The organism is Streptomyces sp. NPDC018263 (genome assembly GCF_055562575.1).
This window is the reverse complement of the sequence record NZ_JBVHFA010000007.1, coordinates 194,227-213,532: the sequence shown is the minus strand read 5'-3', so window position 1 is coordinate 213,532 and position 19,306 is coordinate 194,227. Positions and strand designations below refer to the sequence as shown.

Annotated in this window: 18 protein-coding genes; 4 read left to right on the top strand and 14 right to left on the bottom strand. The window is 73.4% G+C overall.

Features of this window, described 5'->3' with window-relative positions:
- Window positions 1–35 precede the first annotated feature (35 nt).
- From ACZ3HQ_RS21445 to ACZ3HQ_RS21405, 9 genes are all read right to left on the bottom strand, one after another.
- Window positions 36–1,241: an ATP-grasp domain-containing protein gene (locus tag ACZ3HQ_RS21445; RefSeq protein WP_467513125.1), complete on the bottom strand. Its 1,206-nt coding sequence runs from the start codon at window positions 1,239–1,241 to the stop codon at window positions 36–38.
- Window positions 1,238–2,497, bottom strand: a complete 1,260-nt coding sequence (locus tag ACZ3HQ_RS21440; protein WP_467513124.1) for an MFS transporter — start codon at window positions 2,495–2,497, stop codon at window positions 1,238–1,240. The genes ACZ3HQ_RS21445 and ACZ3HQ_RS21440 overlap by 4 nt, the downstream gene beginning before the upstream one ends.
- Window positions 2,494–5,145 (bottom strand): ATP-grasp domain-containing protein, encoded by a 2,652-nt coding sequence (locus tag ACZ3HQ_RS21435; protein WP_467513123.1) that lies wholly within the window; start codon window positions 5,143–5,145, stop codon window positions 2,494–2,496. The genes ACZ3HQ_RS21440 and ACZ3HQ_RS21435 overlap by 4 nt, the downstream gene beginning before the upstream one ends.
- A gap of 105 nt (window positions 5,146–5,250) precedes the next feature.
- Window positions 5,251–5,901 (bottom strand): mycothiol-dependent nitroreductase Rv2466c family protein, encoded by a 651-nt coding sequence (locus ACZ3HQ_RS21430; RefSeq protein ID WP_467513121.1) that lies wholly within the window; start codon window positions 5,899–5,901, stop codon window positions 5,251–5,253.
- Window positions 5,898–7,583 (bottom strand): class I adenylate-forming enzyme family protein, encoded by a 1,686-nt coding sequence (locus ACZ3HQ_RS21425; RefSeq protein WP_467513119.1) that lies wholly within the window; start codon window positions 7,581–7,583, stop codon window positions 5,898–5,900. Before ACZ3HQ_RS21425 ends, ACZ3HQ_RS21430 begins: the two co-directional genes overlap by 4 nt.
- A gap of 77 nt (window positions 7,584–7,660) precedes the next feature.
- Entirely contained in the window at window positions 7,661–8,533 is an 873-nt protein-coding gene (locus tag ACZ3HQ_RS21420; protein WP_467513117.1) for a prephenate dehydrogenase/arogenate dehydrogenase family protein, read from the bottom strand.
- A complete protein-coding gene (gene pabB / locus ACZ3HQ_RS21415) occupies window positions 8,530–10,605 on the bottom strand; it encodes an aminodeoxychorismate synthase component I (RefSeq protein ID WP_467513115.1) in 2,076 nt (691 codons plus the stop codon). The genes ACZ3HQ_RS21420 and pabB overlap by 4 nt, the downstream gene beginning before the upstream one ends.
- Entirely contained in the window at window positions 10,602–10,904 is a 303-nt protein-coding gene (locus tag ACZ3HQ_RS21410; RefSeq protein WP_030803911.1) for a chorismate mutase family protein, read from the bottom strand. The genes pabB and ACZ3HQ_RS21410 overlap by 4 nt, the downstream gene beginning before the upstream one ends.
- 170 nt (window positions 10,905–11,074) lie before the next feature.
- Entirely contained in the window at window positions 11,075–11,818 is a 744-nt protein-coding gene (locus tag ACZ3HQ_RS21405; protein ID WP_467513113.1) for an alpha/beta family hydrolase, read from the bottom strand.
- A 190-nt stretch (window positions 11,819–12,008) separates the two neighbouring features.
- Here ACZ3HQ_RS21405 and ACZ3HQ_RS21400 point away from each other — a divergent pair, with 190 nt between their 5' ends.
- On the top strand, window positions 12,009–12,581 hold the full coding sequence (locus ACZ3HQ_RS21400) for a Dps family protein (RefSeq protein WP_467513112.1): 573 nt from the start codon (window positions 12,009–12,011) through the stop codon (window positions 12,579–12,581).
- A 70-nt stretch (window positions 12,582–12,651) separates the two neighbouring features.
- Here ACZ3HQ_RS21400 and ACZ3HQ_RS21395 read toward each other — a convergent pair whose 3' ends face one another.
- Together ACZ3HQ_RS21395 and ACZ3HQ_RS21390 are read right to left on the bottom strand one after the other, a co-directional pair.
- Window positions 12,652–14,160 carry a cryptochrome/photolyase family protein gene (locus tag ACZ3HQ_RS21395; RefSeq protein ID WP_467513110.1) on the bottom strand — a complete coding sequence of 503 codons (1,509 nt, stop codon included), beginning with the start codon at window positions 14,158–14,160 and terminating at the stop codon, window positions 12,652–12,654.
- 245 nt (window positions 14,161–14,405) lie between these two features.
- Window positions 14,406–14,891, bottom strand: coding sequence for a MarR family winged helix-turn-helix transcriptional regulator (locus tag ACZ3HQ_RS21390; RefSeq protein ID WP_467513109.1), 486 nt, complete (start codon window positions 14,889–14,891; stop codon window positions 14,406–14,408).
- 161 nt (window positions 14,892–15,052) lie between these two features.
- On the opposite strand from ACZ3HQ_RS21390, the gene ACZ3HQ_RS21385 reads away from it, so the two are divergent.
- Entirely contained in the window at window positions 15,053–16,201 is a 1,149-nt protein-coding gene (locus ACZ3HQ_RS21385; protein ID WP_467513108.1) for a PP2C family protein-serine/threonine phosphatase, read from the top strand.
- A 63-nt stretch (window positions 16,202–16,264) separates the two neighbouring features.
- Here the strand turns inward: ACZ3HQ_RS21385 and ACZ3HQ_RS21380 are convergent, their stop codons facing one another.
- From ACZ3HQ_RS21380 to ACZ3HQ_RS21370, 3 genes are read right to left on the bottom strand one after another with little or no spacing between them, the layout of a single operon-like run.
- On the bottom strand, window positions 16,265–17,167 hold the full coding sequence (locus tag ACZ3HQ_RS21380; protein ID WP_467513107.1) for a MauE/DoxX family redox-associated membrane protein: 903 nt from the start codon (window positions 17,165–17,167) through the stop codon (window positions 16,265–16,267).
- A gap of 23 nt (window positions 17,168–17,190) precedes the next feature.
- Complete coding sequence (locus ACZ3HQ_RS21375) at window positions 17,191–17,814, bottom strand: cell wall protein (RefSeq protein WP_467513106.1); 624 nt, start codon at window positions 17,812–17,814, stop codon at window positions 17,191–17,193.
- Between the two features lie 11 nt (window positions 17,815–17,825).
- The gene (locus ACZ3HQ_RS21370) at window positions 17,826–18,248 is read right to left on the bottom strand and encodes an RlpA-like double-psi beta-barrel domain-containing protein (protein ID WP_130335673.1); all 423 of its coding nucleotides are present in this window, start codon (window positions 18,246–18,248) and stop codon (window positions 17,826–17,828) included.
- A 231-nt stretch (window positions 18,249–18,479) separates the two neighbouring features.
- Between ACZ3HQ_RS21370 and ACZ3HQ_RS21365 the strand changes: the two genes are divergently transcribed.
- Window positions 18,480–18,821, top strand: coding sequence for an STAS domain-containing protein (locus ACZ3HQ_RS21365; protein ID WP_467513104.1), 342 nt, complete (start codon window positions 18,480–18,482; stop codon window positions 18,819–18,821).
- An 80-nt stretch (window positions 18,822–18,901) separates the two neighbouring features.
- Complete coding sequence (locus ACZ3HQ_RS21360; protein ID WP_467513102.1) at window positions 18,902–19,303, top strand: ATP-binding protein; 402 nt, start codon at window positions 18,902–18,904, stop codon at window positions 19,301–19,303.
- Window positions 19,304–19,306 lie beyond the last annotated feature (3 nt).

The following is a 19,306-nucleotide window of genomic DNA, read 5'->3' as shown; positions in this document are numbered from 1 at the left end:
CGCGGTGGGGCGCGCCACCGGAAACGGCTGTTCCGCTAGGGCTGTTGAGGGGTCACGGTGAAGCGCAGGGTCTCGCGGACGAACTTCACGGCGTCCTCCCGCTCGGTGGGCGACCCGGCGTCGACGAGCACGTGCCCGAGCCGCCGGCCGGACGAGGTGAGCGGCCGCACGGTGTCCCCCACTCCCTTGCGCGGCCGTACCCGGACCACCGCCGGATGCGCCCGCACCTCGTCCAGTCCCTCGATCCCGGTGACGGTGCCGGGCGCGGCCGTGAGGAAGACGGTGGCCGCGAAGGACACCGGCCGCTCAGGCAGGGCGGGCAGGGGCAGGCCGACCGCCAGCAGCACCATGGCCTCGTACAGGTCGAAGCCGAAGGTCAGGCCGATCGCGTCGGGCAGATAGTCGCCGGGGGTGCGGACCGCGACCTCCATCAGCACCGGGCCGGCCGCGCTCATCCGGAACTCCAGGTGCACCAGGCCGGTGTCCATGCCGAGGGCGCGGAGCACGCCCGAGGTCAACTCCCGTACCTGTGCCATCTGTTCGGGACCGAGGTCATGGCCGCAGCGGTGGACGAGTTCGACGAAGTACGGCGGAGGGGTGGTCTCCTTGGCGGTGACGTTCCCGAAGAGGACCTCGCCCTCGCGGACCAGGGCCTCCCAACTGAACTCGGGCCCCTCCACGGCCGTTTCGACAAGGAGCTGCCCCTCGCCGTCACGGCGGGCGGCGACCTCCTCGACCTCCTCCGGGGTGCGGATCAGCTCCACGCCCTGGCTGCCGGACAGGGTCAGCGGTTTCACCACCACGGGGAGGTGCTGGAGCATCCAGTCACGGGCGTCGCCGAGCCGGGACACGTGCAGATGGTCGGGCTGCGGGACGCCGTGCGCGCCGAACAGGGCGCGTTGCAGGGCCTTGTTGCGGGAGACGACGGCCGCGTGCAGCGAGGGCCCGCGCAGACCGTGCCGCTGCTGGGCGAGGGCCGCGGCGACGACCTGCGGCTCGGCGAAGCCGATCAGGCCGTCCGGCACCCGCTCGGCCACGGCGGCCGCGACCGCGCCGGCCCAGGACTCCTCGTGACCGCCGGGCACCCGGTAGAAGCGCTCCGCGAGCGCGGTCGGGCGGTTCTCCCAGGTCGCGGCGGACTCCAGCGCGCGGGCCCGGACGCCCAGCCGGGCGGCGGCCTCCAGGTACGGGCGGCCCATGGTGCCGACGCCGGCCAGCAGCAGTTCCCTCGGTGCGGTCATGACGCGGTCCTCTCGACGGGGGCCGCCACATCGGCGGGCGGCGGGATGCGCAGCAGTCGGGTGACGGGGGTGACGAGCAGCGCGGCGAGGGCGAAGGCCGCCCCGAGGCCGATCCAGCCGAGCGGACCCCCGGCGATCACGACGGAGGTGATCAGCGCGGGGCCCACGATGCGCTGGCCGGTGCCGCCGAGGCTGAACACCGAGAGGTAGACCCCCTTCTGGTCCTCGGGGGCGCACGCGTAGCTCAGTTCCCAGCCGCCGGTGGCCTGCCACATCTCCCCGAAGGTCAGCAGCACACAGGCCAGCCCGAGCACGGCCGCGGCCGCCCAGGCCGAGTCGGGGCCGCCGGACAGCGCGAGGGCGGCACAGCACAGGGTCAGGGCCGCCCCGCCGAGCCGCAGCGAGCGCACCGCACCGTCCGGGCGTTCCGCGATCCGGGCGACCGGCACCTGGAGCACGATCGACAGCAGGGTGTTGACCAGCACCAGGAAGGGCAGCGCCCCGGCGGGCATCTCGGTGGCTGTGAGCGCCCACAGCGGCAGGCCCACCGACAGGATCGTCACGTGCAGGTTGAGGAAGCCGTTGAGGACGGTCAGCAGCCCGTACCGCCAGTCCTTGAAGCGCCGGACCGCGTCCAGCGGGCCCACCTTGCGCTGGACGGTGTCGGCGCCGTCGAGCCGGAGCCGGGTCAGCATGAGCGCCGAGAGGACGAAGGCGGCGGCGGTGCCCAGCACGATGGCCCGGTACGGCCACACGCTGTCGGCGGTCAGCAGCGGCGCGGCGAGCAGCGCGCCGAGGGAGAAGCCGGCGTTGCGCACGGTGCGGATGATGGCCATGGTGCGGGTGCGGTCGGCACCGGCGACCGTCGCGGACGCCACCGCCTGGGTCATCGGCTGGGTGGCCGCCTCGGCGGCGGCCAGCGCGCAGGAGACGAGCGTGAAGCCGACCAGCCCGTGCACCAGGCACAACAGCGCGAAGCCGCCCGCCCGCCACACCTGGAGGGCGATCAGGGTGCGCCGGGCGCCGAACCGGTCCCCCGCCGCGCCGATCGGCACGGTGGTCAGGAAGCCGACGACGCCGGAGACGGCGAGGCCGGTGCCGACCTCGGCCGGGGTCAGCCCGACCGAGCGGACGAAGAACACCGCCGACGCCGCCAGGTACAGGCCGGTGCCGATCGCGTTGACCAGCGAAATGACCGCGAAGGCACGGCCGTTGGGGGTGGCGGGGACGTAGGCGCGCCAGAAGGAGCGGCTCATCCCTCCTCCCCCGGCACGGACTCGGGCACGGACTCGGGCACGGACTTCGGCGCGGACTCGGGCTCGGTCGCGATGTCGATCAGCGCGGCCGCCCGCTCCGCGAGCCGGCCCGCCGCGTCCGGCCCCTCCTCGGCCGTGGCGATGACGAACCCGGCGCGTTCCCACGAGCTGGTGACGGGCCGCACCACGGCCCCCGGCTCGACGCCGAGGTGCACCTCGCGCACCCCCTCCGCCTCCCGTGCCTGGTCGGCGCCCGACACCCGCGCGACCCGGCCGGGCGGCGGGGTGAGGAAGCGTACGGCGGCGCCCTTGAGGGCGGGCCGGGGTCCCACCGGCCCGCGTCCCTCCAGCACCCGGAGCAGGCAGCTCAGGATGTCGGTGCCGTACGCCTCGTCGATGAGGACGGTGATCCCGCCGCCCGGCATCCGCCCGGCGCACTCGATCAGATGCGGGCGTCCGTCCGGTTCGGCGAGGAGCCACTCCGAGTGCAGGATGCCGGTGCGGAAGCCGATGCTCTGGGCGAGCCGTACCAGGGAGCGGCGCAGCCCGGCCTCGGTGTCCTCGGGCAGCGGGGCGGGCACGGTGTGGCCGGTCTCCACCGGGTGCCGGGAGTCCCGCACGGTCTTGGCGGTGATGTTGAGGAAGCCGACGACGCCCTCGTGGACGACCGCCTCCACGCTCAACTCCGGCCCGTGCAGGCGCTGTTCGACCAGGTAGCGGGCGGGTTCGGAGTGGCGGGCGCGCAGAGCCGGCTCGTCGGCGGTGGTGGTGTGGGCCCAGGCCGCCGTCACGTCGTCGCCGGGGCCGAGGAGCTGCACGCCGAGGCTGGCCTGCCGTCCGGCGGGCTTGAGGACGGCCTCTCCGCCGTGGGCGGCGCGGAAGGCGGCGACCGTCTCGGGGCCGGTGGCGGGCGCCCAGTCGGGCTGGAGGGTGCCGGTACTGGTCAGCGCGGCCCGCAACAGGCCCTTGTCGCGCAGCAGATGAGCGGCCTTGACGCCCGCGCCGGGCAGCCCCCACTCCTCGGCGAGCGCGGCGGCGGTGACCACCCCGTACTCGACCACGGGGACGACCGCGCGGACCTGGGGCGGCCGGGGTACGGCCCGCACCAGGCGCTCGGGGTGTGCCTCGTCCTGGGTGGGCGCGGGCAGCAGGGCGGCCACGCAGGCGTGCCGGTCGGAGAGGCCGGCGAGCCCGCGCGCCTCGATGACGTCGGGTTCCTCCAGCACCAGCACGGAGCCGACCGGGAGGAGCCCGTCTAGCTTGCCGAGCATGACGGGGCTGTAGCCGACGAGGACATGGGTGACGGACGCCTCCGGCAGCGCCTCGGGGCCGGTGTCGACGGTGATGGCCGCGCGCACCTCGGCCTCCAGCGCGTCCAGTTCCGCGACGGTCGGGGCGTCGATCAGGAAGGACACCGCACGGTCCTCGGAGCTGTGCAGCTCGCCCAGGCGGGCACCCCGGTCCTGGTGGACGAGGACGGCGCGCAGGGCGGGCGGTGCGTCCGGCGGGCCGGGTTCCAGGTGCGGCCACAGTCCGCGTTCCCCGACCCAGGCGGGCGCGACCCCGAAGCCGTCCACGGCCACGTCCCGCAGGATGCCCGGCGTGTGCTCCAGGTAGACCTGGCGGGCGAAGCGGGTCGGCGCCGGGTAGGTGACGGGTTCACCGAGGGCGATCCGGATGATCTGCCGCTCCAGCGAGGCCCCGGTGGCCAGTTCGTACAGCACGCACAGGCCGTCGCCCGGCGGCCGCGCGGCCACCTCCATCAGTACGGGCCGCCCCTCGGAGCCGATCCGCCACTCGGCGTGGGCGACGCCGTCGCGGAAGCCGAGGGTGTCCAGGGCGCTCGCGTTGGCGCCGAGCAGCGCCTCGGCCTGGTCGGGGCGGTCGCCGGGCACGGTGTGGGACAGCTCGACGAAGGTGGGCGCGTGGCTGTCGGTGGTGTCCTTGCGGGTGACGGAGGCGAAGACGATCCGGCCGCCCTGAACGAGGGACTCGACGGAGAACTCCTGCCCGGCGACCTTCTCCTCGACGAGCACCGTCTCGTGCGCCGGGTGCCCGGCGAGCAGCTCACGCAGCCGGGCGGGCCCGTCGACGCTCTCCACCCCGGAACTGGAGTGCCGCCCGGCCGGCTTGAACACCACCGGGTAGGCGAGCGAGGCCACGTCGACCCGGTCGCGCTCGCCGGGCGGTACGACGACGACGGCCGGGCTGTACTCGGGCAGGTACCAGCGCTGGAGGTACTTGCTGCGGCAGGCCCGGCTCGCGCGCAGGCCGGGGCCCGGCACACCGAGGGCGTCGGCGAGCAGCCCGACGGGTTCGACCTGGGTCTCGCCCACGGCGCAGGCGCCGACGATGTCGTACTCCTCCCGCCAGCGCAGGGCGGCGGCCACGGCGCCGGGGAGGAAGGAGTTGTCGCGGCCGGGGTCGCCGTCGACGAAGGCGAAGTCGTGGATGCCTGCGGCCGGATGGGCGGGGTCGGCCGCGCCGGCCAGTGCCTCGTCGCGGGCGCCGGCGGGGGTGATGAGGAGGATCTTCAGGCCGCGCCGGGCGAGTTCGTCCAGGTAGGCCGGTGACCGGCACACCACCAGGAACGATCCCGCCAGTACGAAGGCGGGCGGGCGCTGTTCTCTTCGCTGCGGCTCGTCCATCTCCCGTTCCCCCCGAATGTCGTTGCCGATGTCGATGCCGGGCGGCCGGGCCGCCCCCCTGCCGCCTGTCGGCGGGAGGCGGCCCGGTCGCCGTGGGTGGGTGTCTCAGTCGAAGCGGAGACTGCCCGTCCGGGTCCTCTTCAGCTCGAAGAAGTCCGGGTAGTTGGCCAGCGCGCGGGCTCCGTCGAAGATCCGGGCGGCTTCCTCGCCGCGCGGGATGGAGTTGAGCACCGGGCCGAAGAAGGCGACGCCGTCGATGTGGATGGTGGGCGTGCCCACGTCCTCGCCGACCGGGTCCATGCCCTCGTGGTGGCTCTTGCGCAATTCCTCGTCGTAGGTGTCGGTGTCGGCGGCGGCCAGCAGCGAGGCGGGCAGACCGCGGGCGGCCAGGGCCTCGGCGGCGACCGCGAGGTAGTCCTTGTCGCCGCCGTTGTGGATGCGGGTGCCCAGCTCCTCGTACAGGCCCGGCAGCACCTCGTCGCCGTGGTGGTGCGCGGCGGCGGTGACGATCCGGATCAGGCCGAGGGAGTTGTCGACCAGTTCGCGGTACCAGTCCGGCAGTTCGCGCCCCTCGTTGAGCACGTAAAGGCTCATCACCCGGAATTTGAGGTCGAGTTGACGGTGCTGCTGGACCTCGAGAATCCAGCGCGAGGTGATCCAGGCGAAGGGGCAGGCCGGGTCGAAGTAGAAGTCGACCTTGGCGGTGTCCGTACCGGCGCCGGAGGCCGGCGCGGTGGCGGGCGTGTCTGCGGTCATGCGGTGGGCTCCTCGTGGACGGCGACGAGCGCGCCGTCGCGGTCACGGACGTAGGCGGTCAGCTCGGCGTACTGCTCGCGCAGTTGCCGCTTGAGGACCTTACCGGTGACACCCACGGGCAGACCGGTCTCTTCCGGGACGATCTCCAGCAGGCCGAGCACCGGGTGACCAGCGGCCCGCAGCGCCTCGTTGGCCTGGCGGAGCAGCTTCTCCGGGTCGGGGTCGGCGACCGACTGGCCGACGGTGACGACGGCGACCGGCACGGTCCGCCCGTCGCGGCGCCCGGCGACCACGGCGACGTCGCCGGTGTCGGGGACGTCGTTGAGGATGACCTCCTCCATGAACACCGAGTAGCCGGTGCCCTGTTCGGTCTCGATGGCGTCGGCGGCGCGGTCGACGAGGAAGAAGTCGCCGTTGCTGTCGCGGTAGGCCATGTCGCCGGGCAGCCAGTAGCCGGACAGCTTGAAGCGGTAGGTGAGGTCGGAGTCGCCCCAGTAACCGGGCGTGATGGCAGGCCCCTTGGCGCCGAGGAAGCCGACCTCGCCGTCGTCGGCGTGGCTGCCGTCCTTGCGCAGGATGGCGACCTCGGCGACACCGACCGGCTTGCCCGCACAGCGGTCGTTGCGCTCGCTGTCCAGGGTGCGGGCCTTCAGCAGCACGCCCCAGCCCAGTTCGGTGGTGCCGAGCCGGTCCAGGAAGGCGGCGGGCTCCAGGCCGGGGCTGCGCATGGACAGCACCTTGGTGATGTGCGCCTGGTGCACGGCGTCCCCGATGGACACCCACGCCTGCACAGAGTCCAGCGCGCCGGGCTCCGGCTCGGTGTTGGCGAGTTCGGCGTAGGCGTGCGCGAAGGACATCACCGAGGTCGGCTTGTACTTGCCGACCGCGGCGGCGAGTCCGGGCCCGCTGCGGTCGCTGAGCGCGACGATCGGGGTCCCGCCGAGGACCGCGTACACGGTGTACGCGATGCAGCCCAGGTGGGACTGGGGCAGCGCGGTCATCATCAGGGCGCCGGGGTGCTCGGTGTGGTCGACCAGGCGGAACTTGGGCCCCGAGACGATGGACTTGTGGGTGTGGATGGTCGGCTTGGGGCGGCCGGTGGTGCCGGAGGAGTGCAGGATCGTCACCGGGTCGTCGTCGTGGTGGTGCCAGTAGGCGGACTCCGGGAGCGGCGCGGCCGGCGGGGCGGGCAGTTCCTCGACGGACACGGTGAAGCGCAGCCCGAGGCCGTCCACGGCGGAGCCGAGCCGGTCCAGGCGGGCCCGGTCGGCGTAGAGGCCGACGGGCGCGGTCTGCTCGATCAGCGAGGTGGCGATGGCCTGCGGGGCGTTGGAGTTGATCAGCAGGGCGACCGCGCCGATCTGGGCGAGGGCGTAGAAGTGCAGGGAGTAGGCGAGGGAGTCCTCGAACCAGACGGCCACCCGGTCGCGCAGGCCCACGCCCTGCGCGAGGTACCAGGCGGACCAGCTCTGGGCCAGCGCGTCGAACTCGGCGAGGCTGAACTCCTCGCGCTCCTCCCCCGAGGGCAGGGGTATCGGGCGGCTGGAGCGCAGGAACGGCAGGTCGGGGTGGGGGCTGGCGGCCAGCGCGGCCCGCAGCAGGTTGCCGCCGCCGATGGTGGGGTCGGCGGCGAGCGCGGTCCGCTGCTCGGGGGTGAGGACGGTGGGGGCGAACGTGGTCATGGACAACCTCTCGGACAGGGTTCGGGCAGGGTGCGGCGAGGTCCTCGCCGTCGGTGCCGGGCGGCCGCGGTGATCTTTCAGGGCTGTGCGAAGAGCCGGGCGCAGGTGTCGCGGTGGTGGGCGAGGTCGTCGCCCAGATAGGTACGGAGTTCGCCGAGCAGGGCGGCGAAGTCGGCCTCGGTGCCGTGCTCCACGGTGTCGGCGACCCGGTGCACCGCCTCGGCCAGCGCCTTGCGGGCCGCCCCGGCCTCGGCGTTGGCGTGCTGGACGTCCCAGTACACCTCCGGGGTGCCGGAGGCGATCCGGGCCAGCAGCGCGAGCAGCGTGGTCGCGGGCGGGGGCGCCACGGGCCGCAGGTCGGCGGCGGACACCCCCGTACCGGCCAGCGCCAGTCCGAAGCCGAGGACGGCGGCGTGGGTGAGCGCCTGGGAGGCGGCGGCGAGCCGGTCGTGCTCGGCGGCGTCGACGCGTACGACGGTGGCGCCCCACTCCTCGACCAGCGCCAGCAGCGCGGCGACGCCGGGGCCGTCGTGGACGACCACGGCGGCGACCGGGCGGCCGGCGAAGCCGAGCGCGGGCGCGAACATCGGGTTGAGGCCCACCGCCTGGACGCCGGGGGCGTGTTCGCGTACGGCGCGGGTGACGGCCTGCTTCACGGACAGCGTGTCGGCGAGCACCGCGCCAGGCGCCAGCGTCCCTGCCAGGCCGGGCAGCGCGGCGAGCGCCACCGGCTCGGGCACGGCGAGGACGACGAGGTCGGCCCGGCCGAGTTCGGCGGCGAGCGCCGGGCCGGGGTCGGTGATGTCGCCGCGCGTCCGCCGCGCCGCGCCGGACACCGGGGCGTCGGCGGGGTCGACGACGGTCACCTCGGCGCCCGCCCCGAGCAGCCGCTCGGTGAACAGCCGCCCCACGGCCCCGGCGCCGCCGACGACGACGGCCCGCCGGGTCACGACAGGCTCCCCGCGGAGGTGCCGGTCTCGAGCGCCGTCTCCAGCACGGCCGTGACCATCGCCCGCGACTTCACGACCGTCTCCTCGAACTCCTCCTCGGGGTCCGACAGCGCCACGATCGCCCCGCCCACCCCGAACGCGACCCGGTCGGGCGTGGCGACGAGCGTGCGGATCACGATGTTGAGGTCGGCGGCCCCGCTGAGCGCGAACCAGCCGAGCGACCCGGAGTAGACACCGCGCGGCCCCTCCTCCAGCCGGTCGATGATCTCCATGGTGCGCAGCTTCGGCGCCCCCGTCATCGAGCCGCCGGGGAAGGCCGCCCGGACGCAGGAGACGGCCGTCTCCTCGGGCCTCAGCGTGCCCCGGATGGTGGAGACGAGCTGGTGGACCGGCGCGTAGGTCTCCACGTGGAACAGGCGTGGTACGTGCACCGAGCCGACCTCGGAGACCGAGTTGAGGTCGTTGCGGATCAGGTCGACGATCATCAGGTTCTCGGCGCGGTCCTTCTCCTGGCTGAGCAGGTCCTGCCGCAGCTCCTCGTCCTCGGCCGGCGTGGCGCCACGCGGCCGGGTGCCCTTGATGGGCTTGGACTCGGTGACCCGGTCCGTGCCGACCGTGACGAACCGCTCGGGCGAGGCGCTGAGCACGGCGACGCCCTGGAAGTCGAGCAGCGCCCCGTACGGCACCGGGCTCAGCCGGCGCAGCCGCGCGTAGGTGGTGAGCGGGTCGATGCGGACGTCCATGACGACGGAGTTGGTCAGGCAGACCTCGTACGTCTCGCCCTGCCGGATCTCCTCCAGGCTCTGCCGGACCCGGTCGAGGTAGGCGTCCTTGCCGTGCCGGAGCCGCAGGAGGGCACTGGCGTCCGGGTCGGTCATGCCGGTGAAGCGGGCCGGGGTGTCCGGTGCGGTGCCGGGGGCGGGCAGGGCGCGCAGCCGCGCCTCGGTCTCATCCAGCCAGCGCAGCGCGTCGCGGTCGTCGCCGTCGGCGGAGAGGGCGAGCAGATAGCTGACGCCCTCGGTGTGGTCGACGGCGAGCATGCGGTCGGTGAAGAGCATGGCCGCGTCGGGGGTGGCGGACTTGTGCACGGCCTGGCCGCCGGTCTCGGCCTTGAGCTCGTAGCCGAGGTAGCCGACATAGCCGAGGTTGAACTCGAAGGGCAGTCCGGCCGGTACGGGCACGGCGCGGGTGCGGATCTGTTCGTCGAGGTACTCGAAGAAGCCCTGCTCGACGATCTCGCCGTCGTCGTCGGCCCGGCCGGGGCTGCGCACGGTCACGCCGCCGTCGGAGACCCGGTAGCTGACGTACTCGGCGAGCGGGCCGCGTCCGTCGCCGAGGAAGGAGAAGCGGGACAGGCCGTCGATGACGGCGCCGCTGTCCAGCCAGAAGCTGTGGGCGTCCCCGGCGAAGAGGGCGCGGTAGGCGGCCTCGGTGTCGGGCTGGAGGCCGATCCGCCGGGTGTGCACGGTGTACCGGGACCCGCTCGCGCCGGTGGCCCGGTGGGCGAGCGCGAGGCGGCGGAAGTTGCGCAGCAGGTCACGGCCGTACTCGCTGCTGATGGACTCCGGGTGGAACTGCACGCCCCACACCGGCCGGGACACATGCCGTACGCCCATGATCACGCCGTCCCCGGTCCAGGCGACGGCCTCGAGTTCGTCGGGCAGGTCGGTGGCGGCGAGCGAGTGGTAGCGGACCACGTCGAAGGGGCTGGGGAGTCCGGCGAAGAGGTCGGTGCCGGTGTGGTGGACGGCGGAGATCCGGCCGTGCATCGGCTCGGGCGCGAGGTCGACCGTGCCGCCGAACAGATGGGTGATGCCCTGGTGGCCGAGGCAGACACCGAGGACGGGCAGGCCGCTGTCCAGGATGGCGCGGGCGCTGATGCCGAAGTCCCGCTCGCGGTCCGGGCGTCCGGGGCCGGGCGAGATGACGACGGCGTCGAACTCCTCCAGGCGCAGCGCGGACCAGTCGGCGCCGTTGCGGACGACCACCGGCGGCCGTCCGTTCACCTCGCCGAGCAACTGGTAGAGGTTGTAGGTGAAGGAGTCGTAGTTGTCGATGAGCAAGGTCCTCACGAGGAACCTCCGATCACCCGGTCCTCGACGCGGCAGGTCTCCTCGATCACGAGGTCGTACAGCTTCCGCAGGAACTCCCGGTCGATGCCGTGCCGTTCGCCGTAGCGGGCGGCGCGTTCCTGGACGATGCCGATGCGGTGCGGCTGCATCATCGGCACGTCGTGCTCCCGCTTGAAGTGGCCGATCTCCACACACTTCTCGATCCGGGCCCGCAGTTCGTCCAGGAAACGTTCGTCGATCGCGTCGAGCTCCGCCCGCAGGTCCTCGATGGTGACGCCGGCTGTCGGCCTCTCCCCCATGGCTGCCCCCTCCCGCCTGTCCACGGTCCGAATGTGCCCGCCGCCGGGCTCGGCCCGCCACCGGCCCGATAGCTCGGATCACCGCAGTGCACACAGTGCGGGGATCGATACGGGGACAAGCGGGACATGTCGACGGGCGCCGAAGGCCGCGCGGGAGGAGGCGGAAGGGGTCAGACGCGCAGGAACGCCGGTGCGCCCGGCGCGGTGGCCTCGGCGAGCGTCCCCTCCTTCGCGGGATGGTCGCGCAGCAGGTCGGCCACGATCTCGGTGGCGAGCCGGTGCCAGGTGGTCAGCCGGCGCAGCATGGCGTGTTCCGCCCCGGTGATCATGACCATCCCGGCGTGCGCGCCGGCCGTGCGGGCCCGCAGTACGAAGTTCACGGAGTCGTCCGCGCCGGTGATCCGGTCGGCGTCGCCGTGCAGCACCACCACCCGCTGTCCGCGCAGGTGGACGGCGGGTTCGGCGGCGGGCAGCCAGGGCGCGAGCGCCAGCACGCCGCGCACGGCCGGGTGGGCGGCCGCGTGCAGGGCGGCCCGGCCGCCCATGGAGTGGCCGACCAGCACGACCGGCAACGGGCCGAACCTGTCCTTGAGTTCGCCGAGGGCGCGCAGCACGTCGTCGGCGGCGGCCCCGCCGTTCCAGCCCCGGTGCCGGTAGCGCACCTCGCCGAGCACGATGCCGTCCGCCGGCAGCCCGGTGGCGACGGCGCGCAGCACGGGGCGCATGCGCAGCGCGGCGAGGTGCCAGGGCCGGGTGGCGGAGACGTCCTCGGCCCGGCCGCCGTGCAGGGTGAGCACCGCGGCCTTCGGGGACTTGGGCGCGTAGCGGACGACCAGCGCGGCCTCGGGGCTCTCCGCGCCGTCCCCGCCGTGCTGGTGCGTGCTCTCGTCCGGGCCGTCGCTGTGGACTCTCAACGGGGGCGCCTTCCCTTCGGGCGGTCGTACGGGATCGTCACGTGGAATCCGTAGCCGCCCGGTGTGCGGTTTGGTCGGACGGGACCGTTCCGCCTACTGCGGCGGGCGGGACGAAAGCACGTCTGAGAGGGTCGGACCGGGGCACATGTGCTCAGGCAAGGACTTCTCACCGTGATGACAGAGGTGAATCATGACCAGCCAGACCAAGGATCTGACCCCGAAGTACACCGTTCCGGGCCTCGAACGCGAGGCGGCCGGCAAGCTCATCGGTCTGCTCCGCCTCCGTCTGCACGCGCTCAACGACCTTCACCTCACGCTGAAGCACGTGCACTGGAACGTCGTCGGACCGCACTTCATCGCCGTGCACGAGATGATCGACCCGCAGGTCGACCGGGTCCGTGACATGGCCGACGACGTGGCCGAGCGGACCGCCGCCCTCGGCGGTGTCGCCCAGGGCACGCCGGGTTCCCTGGTGGCCGAGCGCACCTGGGACGACTACTCCATCGGCCGGGGCGACGCCATCGCGCACCTCGCCGCGCTCGACGTGGTCTACACCGGTGTGATCGAGGGCGTACGGGCCGCGGTCAAGGAGGCGGGCGAGATCGACCCCGCCACCGAGGACCTGCTGATCGAGCAGCTCCGCGACCTGGAGCAGTTCCAGTGGTTCGTGCGGGCCCATCTGGAGAGCGCGCGCGGCACGCTCGCCACGGACGACGTGCACTCCGAGAAGGAGGCGGCCGCCAAGGGCGCCGAGGTGAGCTGAGCCCCCGGTACACAGACGCGCCGCGCCGCCGCCCCTCGCGGGCGGCGGCGCGCGGCGTTTCCGTCCCTGGTCAGGGCGGCGAGTCGCCCAGCTCGCGCGCGGTGCGCAGCACCTCCTCCACGTCCCCGAGCCGGTCCAGGCCCTGTACGGCGCGCGAGGTGCGGTTGTTGGCGGCGAGCAGGTCGCGGTGGCGGTGCACGAAGGCCCAGTAGCCGGTGGTGTACGGGCAGGCCCGTTCCCCCGTGCGGTCACCGGGCTTGTAGGCGCAGCCACCACAGAAGTCGCTCATCTTGTGGATGTAGGCCCCGCCGGAGGTGTACGGCTTGGTGGTCATCCGGCCGCCGTCGGCGTACTGGGACATGCCGACGACGTTGGGCAGCATCACCCAGTCGTAGCCGTCGACGAAGCAGCGGTGGAACCAGTCGGTGACCGCGCGCGGCTCCCAGCCCCGCTGGAGCGCGTGGCTGCCGAGCAGCATCAGGCGCGGGATGTGGTGGGTCCAGCCGGTGTCCCGCACCTGGGCCAGCGCGGTGGACAGACAGCGGGCGGTGACGGCGTCGGCGTCGAGTTCGAGGAACCAGTCGGGCAGCGGGGTGCGGGCCCCGAGGGCGTTGCGGCCGCGGTAGTCCTCGCCGAAGTACCAGTAGAGCTGCCACACGTACTCCCGCCAGCCCGCGACCTGCCGGACGAACCCCTCGGTGCTGGCGATGGGCGCCTCGCCGGCGCGCCAGGCGTCCTCGGCGGCGGTGACGACCTCGGCCGGGTCGAGCAGACCGAGGTTGAGGGAGGAGGAGAGGAGGCTGTGGCTCATCACCGGGTCGGCGGCGAGCATGGCGTCCTCGTGCGGGCCGAACCCGGCGAGCCGGTGCGCGGTGAAGCGGCGCAGCGCGGCCAGCGCCTCGCGGCGGGTGGCGGGGAAGCGGCGCGGGCCGTCGCGGCCGACGAAGGTGATGCCCTCCTCGCGCTCCCAGCGGTCGAGGTCGGCCCGCACCTCGTCGTCGATCTCGTCCTCGCGGGGCCGGTAGGGCTTCGGCGCGCCGAGGGTGCGGGCGCCCCTGGGCGGGGGTTCGCGGTTGTCGTGGTCGTGGTTCCAGCGGCCGCCGGCCGGTTCGCCGCCGTCCATGAGGAGGTCCAGCTCACGGCGTACCCAGTGGTAGAAGTCCTCCTGGCGCAGCCGGTGTCCGCCGCGTCCGTCGGCCCAGGCGCGGAAGGTGTCCTGGGGGAAGAGGAAGCCGCGGGCGGGCAGCACGCGCACCCGCTCCAGCGAGCGGACGAGGCCGAGGGCGGCGCGCGAGGTGGGGTGGTGGACGGTGACGCGGCCGGCGCCGACGGCCTCGCGCAGGCCCTCGCGGTAGGTCTCGGCGCGGACGTGGCGGCCGCGGTCACCGAGTTCGGCGGCCCGGTGGCGCATCGCGGAGAGGATCAGGTGGGCCTTGGCGCGGTGGAAGCGGCGGCGGCGGAAGACGGAGCGCGCCTCGATCAGCACCACGGGGGCGTCCCGGTCGGGCCCGTCCGGGCCGGGGGTGAGGAAGTGGGGGCCGAGCTGGTCTCCGAACAGCCAGTGCGGGTCGGTCGTCACGGCCGCTCCTCGATCAGTGCTGGATGCGGCGGACCGCGCAGGTGGGGGGGTATCCGTGTGGCGTCGATCTCATGACCATCGCGTGAAACACTTGCCGTTTGACAACTATGACCATGAGGCAAGAAAGTATCCGGTGTCATCGCAGGAGGGGAAGGATCTGGGATGTTCCGGTCGGCGGAGGCCGCTCCGTTCGCCGCTCACCGGCCACGATCCACGGCAGCCCGGGCGGCTGCGGCCCGGCTCGCTCAGGCGGTCCGGGTGCCGGGTGACTCGTCGTACCCGTGTATCTGCTCCGACGCCACCGCGCAGAACGCCTCGAGGCCGGTGAGCAGGGCGCTGCGGTCCCCGGACGACATCCGCTCCAGCACCGAGCGCAGCGTCTCCTCGCGCCGGGCGCGCAGGTCCGTCAGGAAGGCGCGGCCCCGGCTGCTGAGGTACAGGCGTACCTCGCGCCGGTCGGTGCGGCTCAGCTCGCGCTCGACGAACCCGGCGGCCTGGAGCCGGTCGCACAGGCGGCTGGTGGAGGGCGGGGTGGAGGCGAGATGGTCCGCGAGAGTCCGCAGGTTGATGCCCTCCTGGTGTTCCAGAATGAGCAGTACGCGCAACTGGGACGCCGAGGCGGGAGCCGTCGAGGCCCGCCCCCAGAGCACTTCCAGCAGTTCCGCGGCCGTCGAGGTCACGCGCGCGACTTCGACGGGTTCTGGGCGGGGGTGGAAGTTCGTCACGGTCACACTCTCGCAGGTACGGGGACGACCCACAGCCTACTAGCAGGCAAGACGGTCCGGAATATCCAAGAAGACGGCACGATACGTCCACCACTCGGCCCATCGCGGGGCGGGCGTAGCGTTCTTACGGGTGAGAGATTGGCATACCTACGATCGTGAACAGATTCATGGCTGTCGAGCGGGCACTGCGCACGGCGCCCCCCTACGCCTTGGCCGACACCGTCCGCCGGGAGCTGGCCGGGCTCTACGCGGCCGAGACCGTGGAGTTCCTCCTGGCCGACTACGGCCTCACCATGCTCCAGCCGGTCACCACGCCGCCGCACGCGCTGCCCCCGGTCTCCCTGCGCAACGGCCCCGCGGGCCGTGCCTTCGGCGCACAGGAGCCCTTCGTGGAGAACCTCGCCGACCACCGGGTCCGGGTCCAGTTGCCCGTCACCGTGCACGGTGACCGGCTGGGCGTGCTCACGGTGACCCTGCCCGACACCGAGGACAGCCGCGCGGCACTGCCCGAACTGGCCGAGATCGCCCAGGTGCTGGGACACGAGGTGCTGGTCGCCGACCGCGAGACCGACCTGTACCTCCAGGCCCGGCGGCAGGACCGGCTCACCCTGGCCGCCGAGATGCAGTGGCAGCTCCTGCCCGGCCACTCCTGCTCCCTGCCCGAGTTCGAACTCGGCGCCCAGCTCGAACCGGCGTACGCCATGCACGGCGACAACTACGACTGGTCGTCCACCGCGGACCGGCTCACCCTGTACGTCTCCAACGGCATGGGCGAGGGCATAGAGGCCGCGCTGCTCACCAACCTCGCGGTCAACGCGCTGCGCAACGCGCGCCGGGCCGGCATCCCGCTCGCCGACCAGGCGGCCCTGGCCGACCAGGCGGTGTACGCCCAGTACCGGGGACACCGCTACCTGTCGGTGCTGATGCTGGACTTCGACCTCGCCACCGGCCGCACCCGGGTGGTGGACGCGGGGTGCCCGCGGATGCTCCGGCTGCGCGGCGGCGCCGTGGAGCGGATCTCCTTCGAGGCGCAGTTGCCGCTCGGCATGTTCGAGGAGACCGACTACGTGACCCAGGACCTCCAGGTGGAGCCCGGGGACCGGCTGGTCTTCGTCAGCGACGGCGTGTACACGGTCGCCTCGTCCAAGGGCGAGCCGTACGGGGACGCGGCGCTGACGCGGGCCATCCAGGCGACCCGGCTGCTCCCGGCCTCGGAGGTGCCCGGAGCGGTGCTGCGCGAGCTGGCCGAGCACCGGGGCACCCCGGCACCGGACGACGACGCGCTGGTGGTGTGCCTGGACTGGCACGGCCGCTGAGAGCACCGCGCACCGGCCCGGTGCGGACGCCGTGTTCGCACGGCGCCCGCACCGGGCCGTCCGCTATTCCACGAGGCGCAGCGAGCGGCGGGCCGGGGCCGTGCGCAGCTCCTCGGCGGCCACCGGCGCCCCCGTGTCCGCGTCGACGTAACTGACGCGGATCACCGGGTCGCCGGGCGTGTCGCGGCCGGCGGTGGCGTCCAGGGCGAACAGGACCGCCACCGGGCGGGCCGCCTCGCCCTCACCGTGGACGCCGGAGTAGTGCAGGATGCGCCAGCCGTCGCTCTCCCAGTGGTCCAGCAGGGCCGAGCGCACCACGGGTGAGGTGGTGTGCCAGGCCAGGGAGTTCTCCAGCAGTTCGACGCTGGCGGCCACCGGGACCTGCCGTGCCCCGGTCCGGCCGGTGAGCGGGTGGCCGAACACGCGCAGCCGGGTGCGGCGCAGCGGCAGCAGCAGCCACCGGTCGAGGTCCGCCGAGAGGGCGAACAGCACCAGCGCGCCCGCGGCCAGCAGTACGGCCGAGGCCACCGGCCGGTCCCCGAGCGCGCCCCACCAGGTGCGGCGCTCCACCGCCGCCGTGAGCCCGCCCGCCAGGACGAGCGCGGCGCGGGCGAAGGCCCGCCAGGTGACCGGCGTGTCCTCGCTCGCCGAACAGCCGCAGGACGCCTGCGGGGCCCGCGCCCGGCCGTAGCCGAGATAGCCGAGGAACCCGGCGCCGAGGACGGCGGTGGCCGCCCCCGGCAGCGCACTGCCGGGTAGCGCCGACAAGGCCCCGGCCAGCAGCAGTTCGGCCCACCCGGTGGCCCGCAGCACCAGGACGGCCCGCTCGCTGCTGCTGAGCAGGCGGGCCAGCGCGGTCTTCGGCGCCGTACGGACGACGTGTCCGCCGAGGGCCTTGGCCGCGCCGGTCCAGGCGAGCAGCCCGGCGAGGAGGAGCGGGAGGAGTCCCGTGGTCAGTGACAGCATCTGCGCCTCTCCCAACGTCCGGTTCAGTGCCCGACGGAGATACGGACGACGTCCACGGAGTCGTCGGACGGCCGCCAGGCGCCCAGCACTTGGGCGCTCTGCCCGATGCGCAGCCGGGACAGGTCGGAGGTCAGTCCGCGCCCGGCGTAGGAGGCGCCGGTGTCGGTGAGGATGTTGCCGACGACCTCGTGCTGCCCGTGGGCGAGGTGGACGCGGTTCCTGGCGATGCCCCGGATCGTGGTGTCGAGGTTGACGATGTTCACCCAGACCGCGTCGGCGGCCACCGTGCCGTCGGGCATGGGGACCCCGCGCGCGTAGAGTCCGTCGCCGACCTCGATGACCTCGGCGGTGGTGGGGCGTACCTTCCACACGCTGGTGACGTTGGTCATCTGCACCCGTGCGTGGCCGCCGCTGGAGCCGGCCACCTCCAGCACGCTGCCGGTGATGCCGGTGATTCTCCCCTCCACGAAGGAGGACTTGGCGATGGCCGGGTCCAGCGACGGCTCGGCGGCGAAGGCCGCGTCGGCGTCCAGTCCGCCGAGCGCGCTGGCGCCTACGATGGTCGCGCCGCCGAGCGCGGCGGTGGTGAGGAAGCGGCGGCGGCGCATCCCCTCGGACGGCACTCCCGCGGTGTTCCGTGCGTTCATGTCGGGCCTCCTCACTCGTAGATGTAGACGGGGAGCTTGCCGGAGCTGAGGTTGCCGATCGCCGAGAAGGCGGCCGGAGTCAGGTCGAGCACGCGGTTGGTGCGGCACGCGCCGTTGCAGCAGGTCGCCTCGCCGCACCAGTCCTTGGTGCGGGGGCCGCAGTCGGTGATGGTGATGCACACCGTGGCGCCGGAGCACTGGTGGCGGACGTTCATCACCGAACCGCAGCCGCGCCGGGGGATGTTCTCGCCGCAGAGGTCGGGGCGGGTGATGCTGAAGCACGCCGCCGAGGCGTTGGGCCAGGCGCCGTGGTGCGCGCTGGACTGGCAGTTGCCGCAGGCGCCGCCGCCGGCGCTGCCGCAGGGCCCCCATGAGTTGCCGCAGCAGAACCAACTGGTCTCACCGGCCCAGAGGCTGGTCGATCCGCAAGCCATCGTGCAGTCCTCCCTGATTGCAGGTACATGACAAACCTGAGATGGGGTGGAGCGCTGGAGCGCTTTTATGATGCGCGCGTCTACGCGGGTTGCATAGAGCACGTGCGCGACCTCTCAGCGTGAGGTGTCCCGGCCGAAAACCCCCTGGACTGTGTCGCGGTGGACCCCGTACGGCACCATGGCCTCATGGTGAACCGCGGTCAGACGTTTGAGGAAGTGATCCCCCCGGCGGTGGCGTACTCGCGAGCCGACGGAGAGCTGTGGGTCATCGGCCTGCGCGGGCATCTCGACCCCGAGGAACTGGACACGGTCGAGGACGCCACCGAGGACGCCCTGGTCCGCTGGACCGGGCCGCTCGTGTTCGACCTGCGCGAAGTCGGCTTCTGCGACTCGTCCCTGCTCAACCATCTGCTGCGTACGGCGCGGCGCCGGAGCGTCGGCATCTTCGGCGGTGACCGGACCGTACGGCGCCTGCTCGAACTCACCGGAGCGGACCAAGTGCTGCCCTCGCATCCCGACCTGGAGTCGGCGCGCGCCGCCCTGTCCACGCTGCCGCGTCAGGCACGGCCGTGAGCGGCTCCGTCCCGCTCACCGGCGTGCACCGTCCGGGCGGGGGCACGCGCAGGGAAAGCACGCCCGCGCGAAAGGGGCTCATGTTCACCGCACACTCCCAGGCATCGTCACCGGCCGACGCGCGCCGGCTCGCGGCGGCGTACCTGGACGCACACTGTCCCGGCGCGGACACGGAGGCGGTGCAGATCGTCGTGAGCGAGCTGGTCACCAACGCCGTCCGGCACACCCCCGACGGCACCTGGTCGCTCGTCCTCAGACTGGAGGAGGGCCAGCTCATCCTGGAGATCACCGACGACAGCCCCGAGCTGCCGTCCCCGCGCCCCAACCCGCCCCTGGACGGCCGAGGGGGTCTGGGACTGGGGCTGGTGGAGAAGCTCAGCGACCACACGGCCGTCGCACCCACCGCGCGGGGCAAGACGATCACCGCATGGTGGAAGCTGCCCACCGGTCGGCCCGCGGAGCGGCCGGCCCCGGAGCGCTGAGGC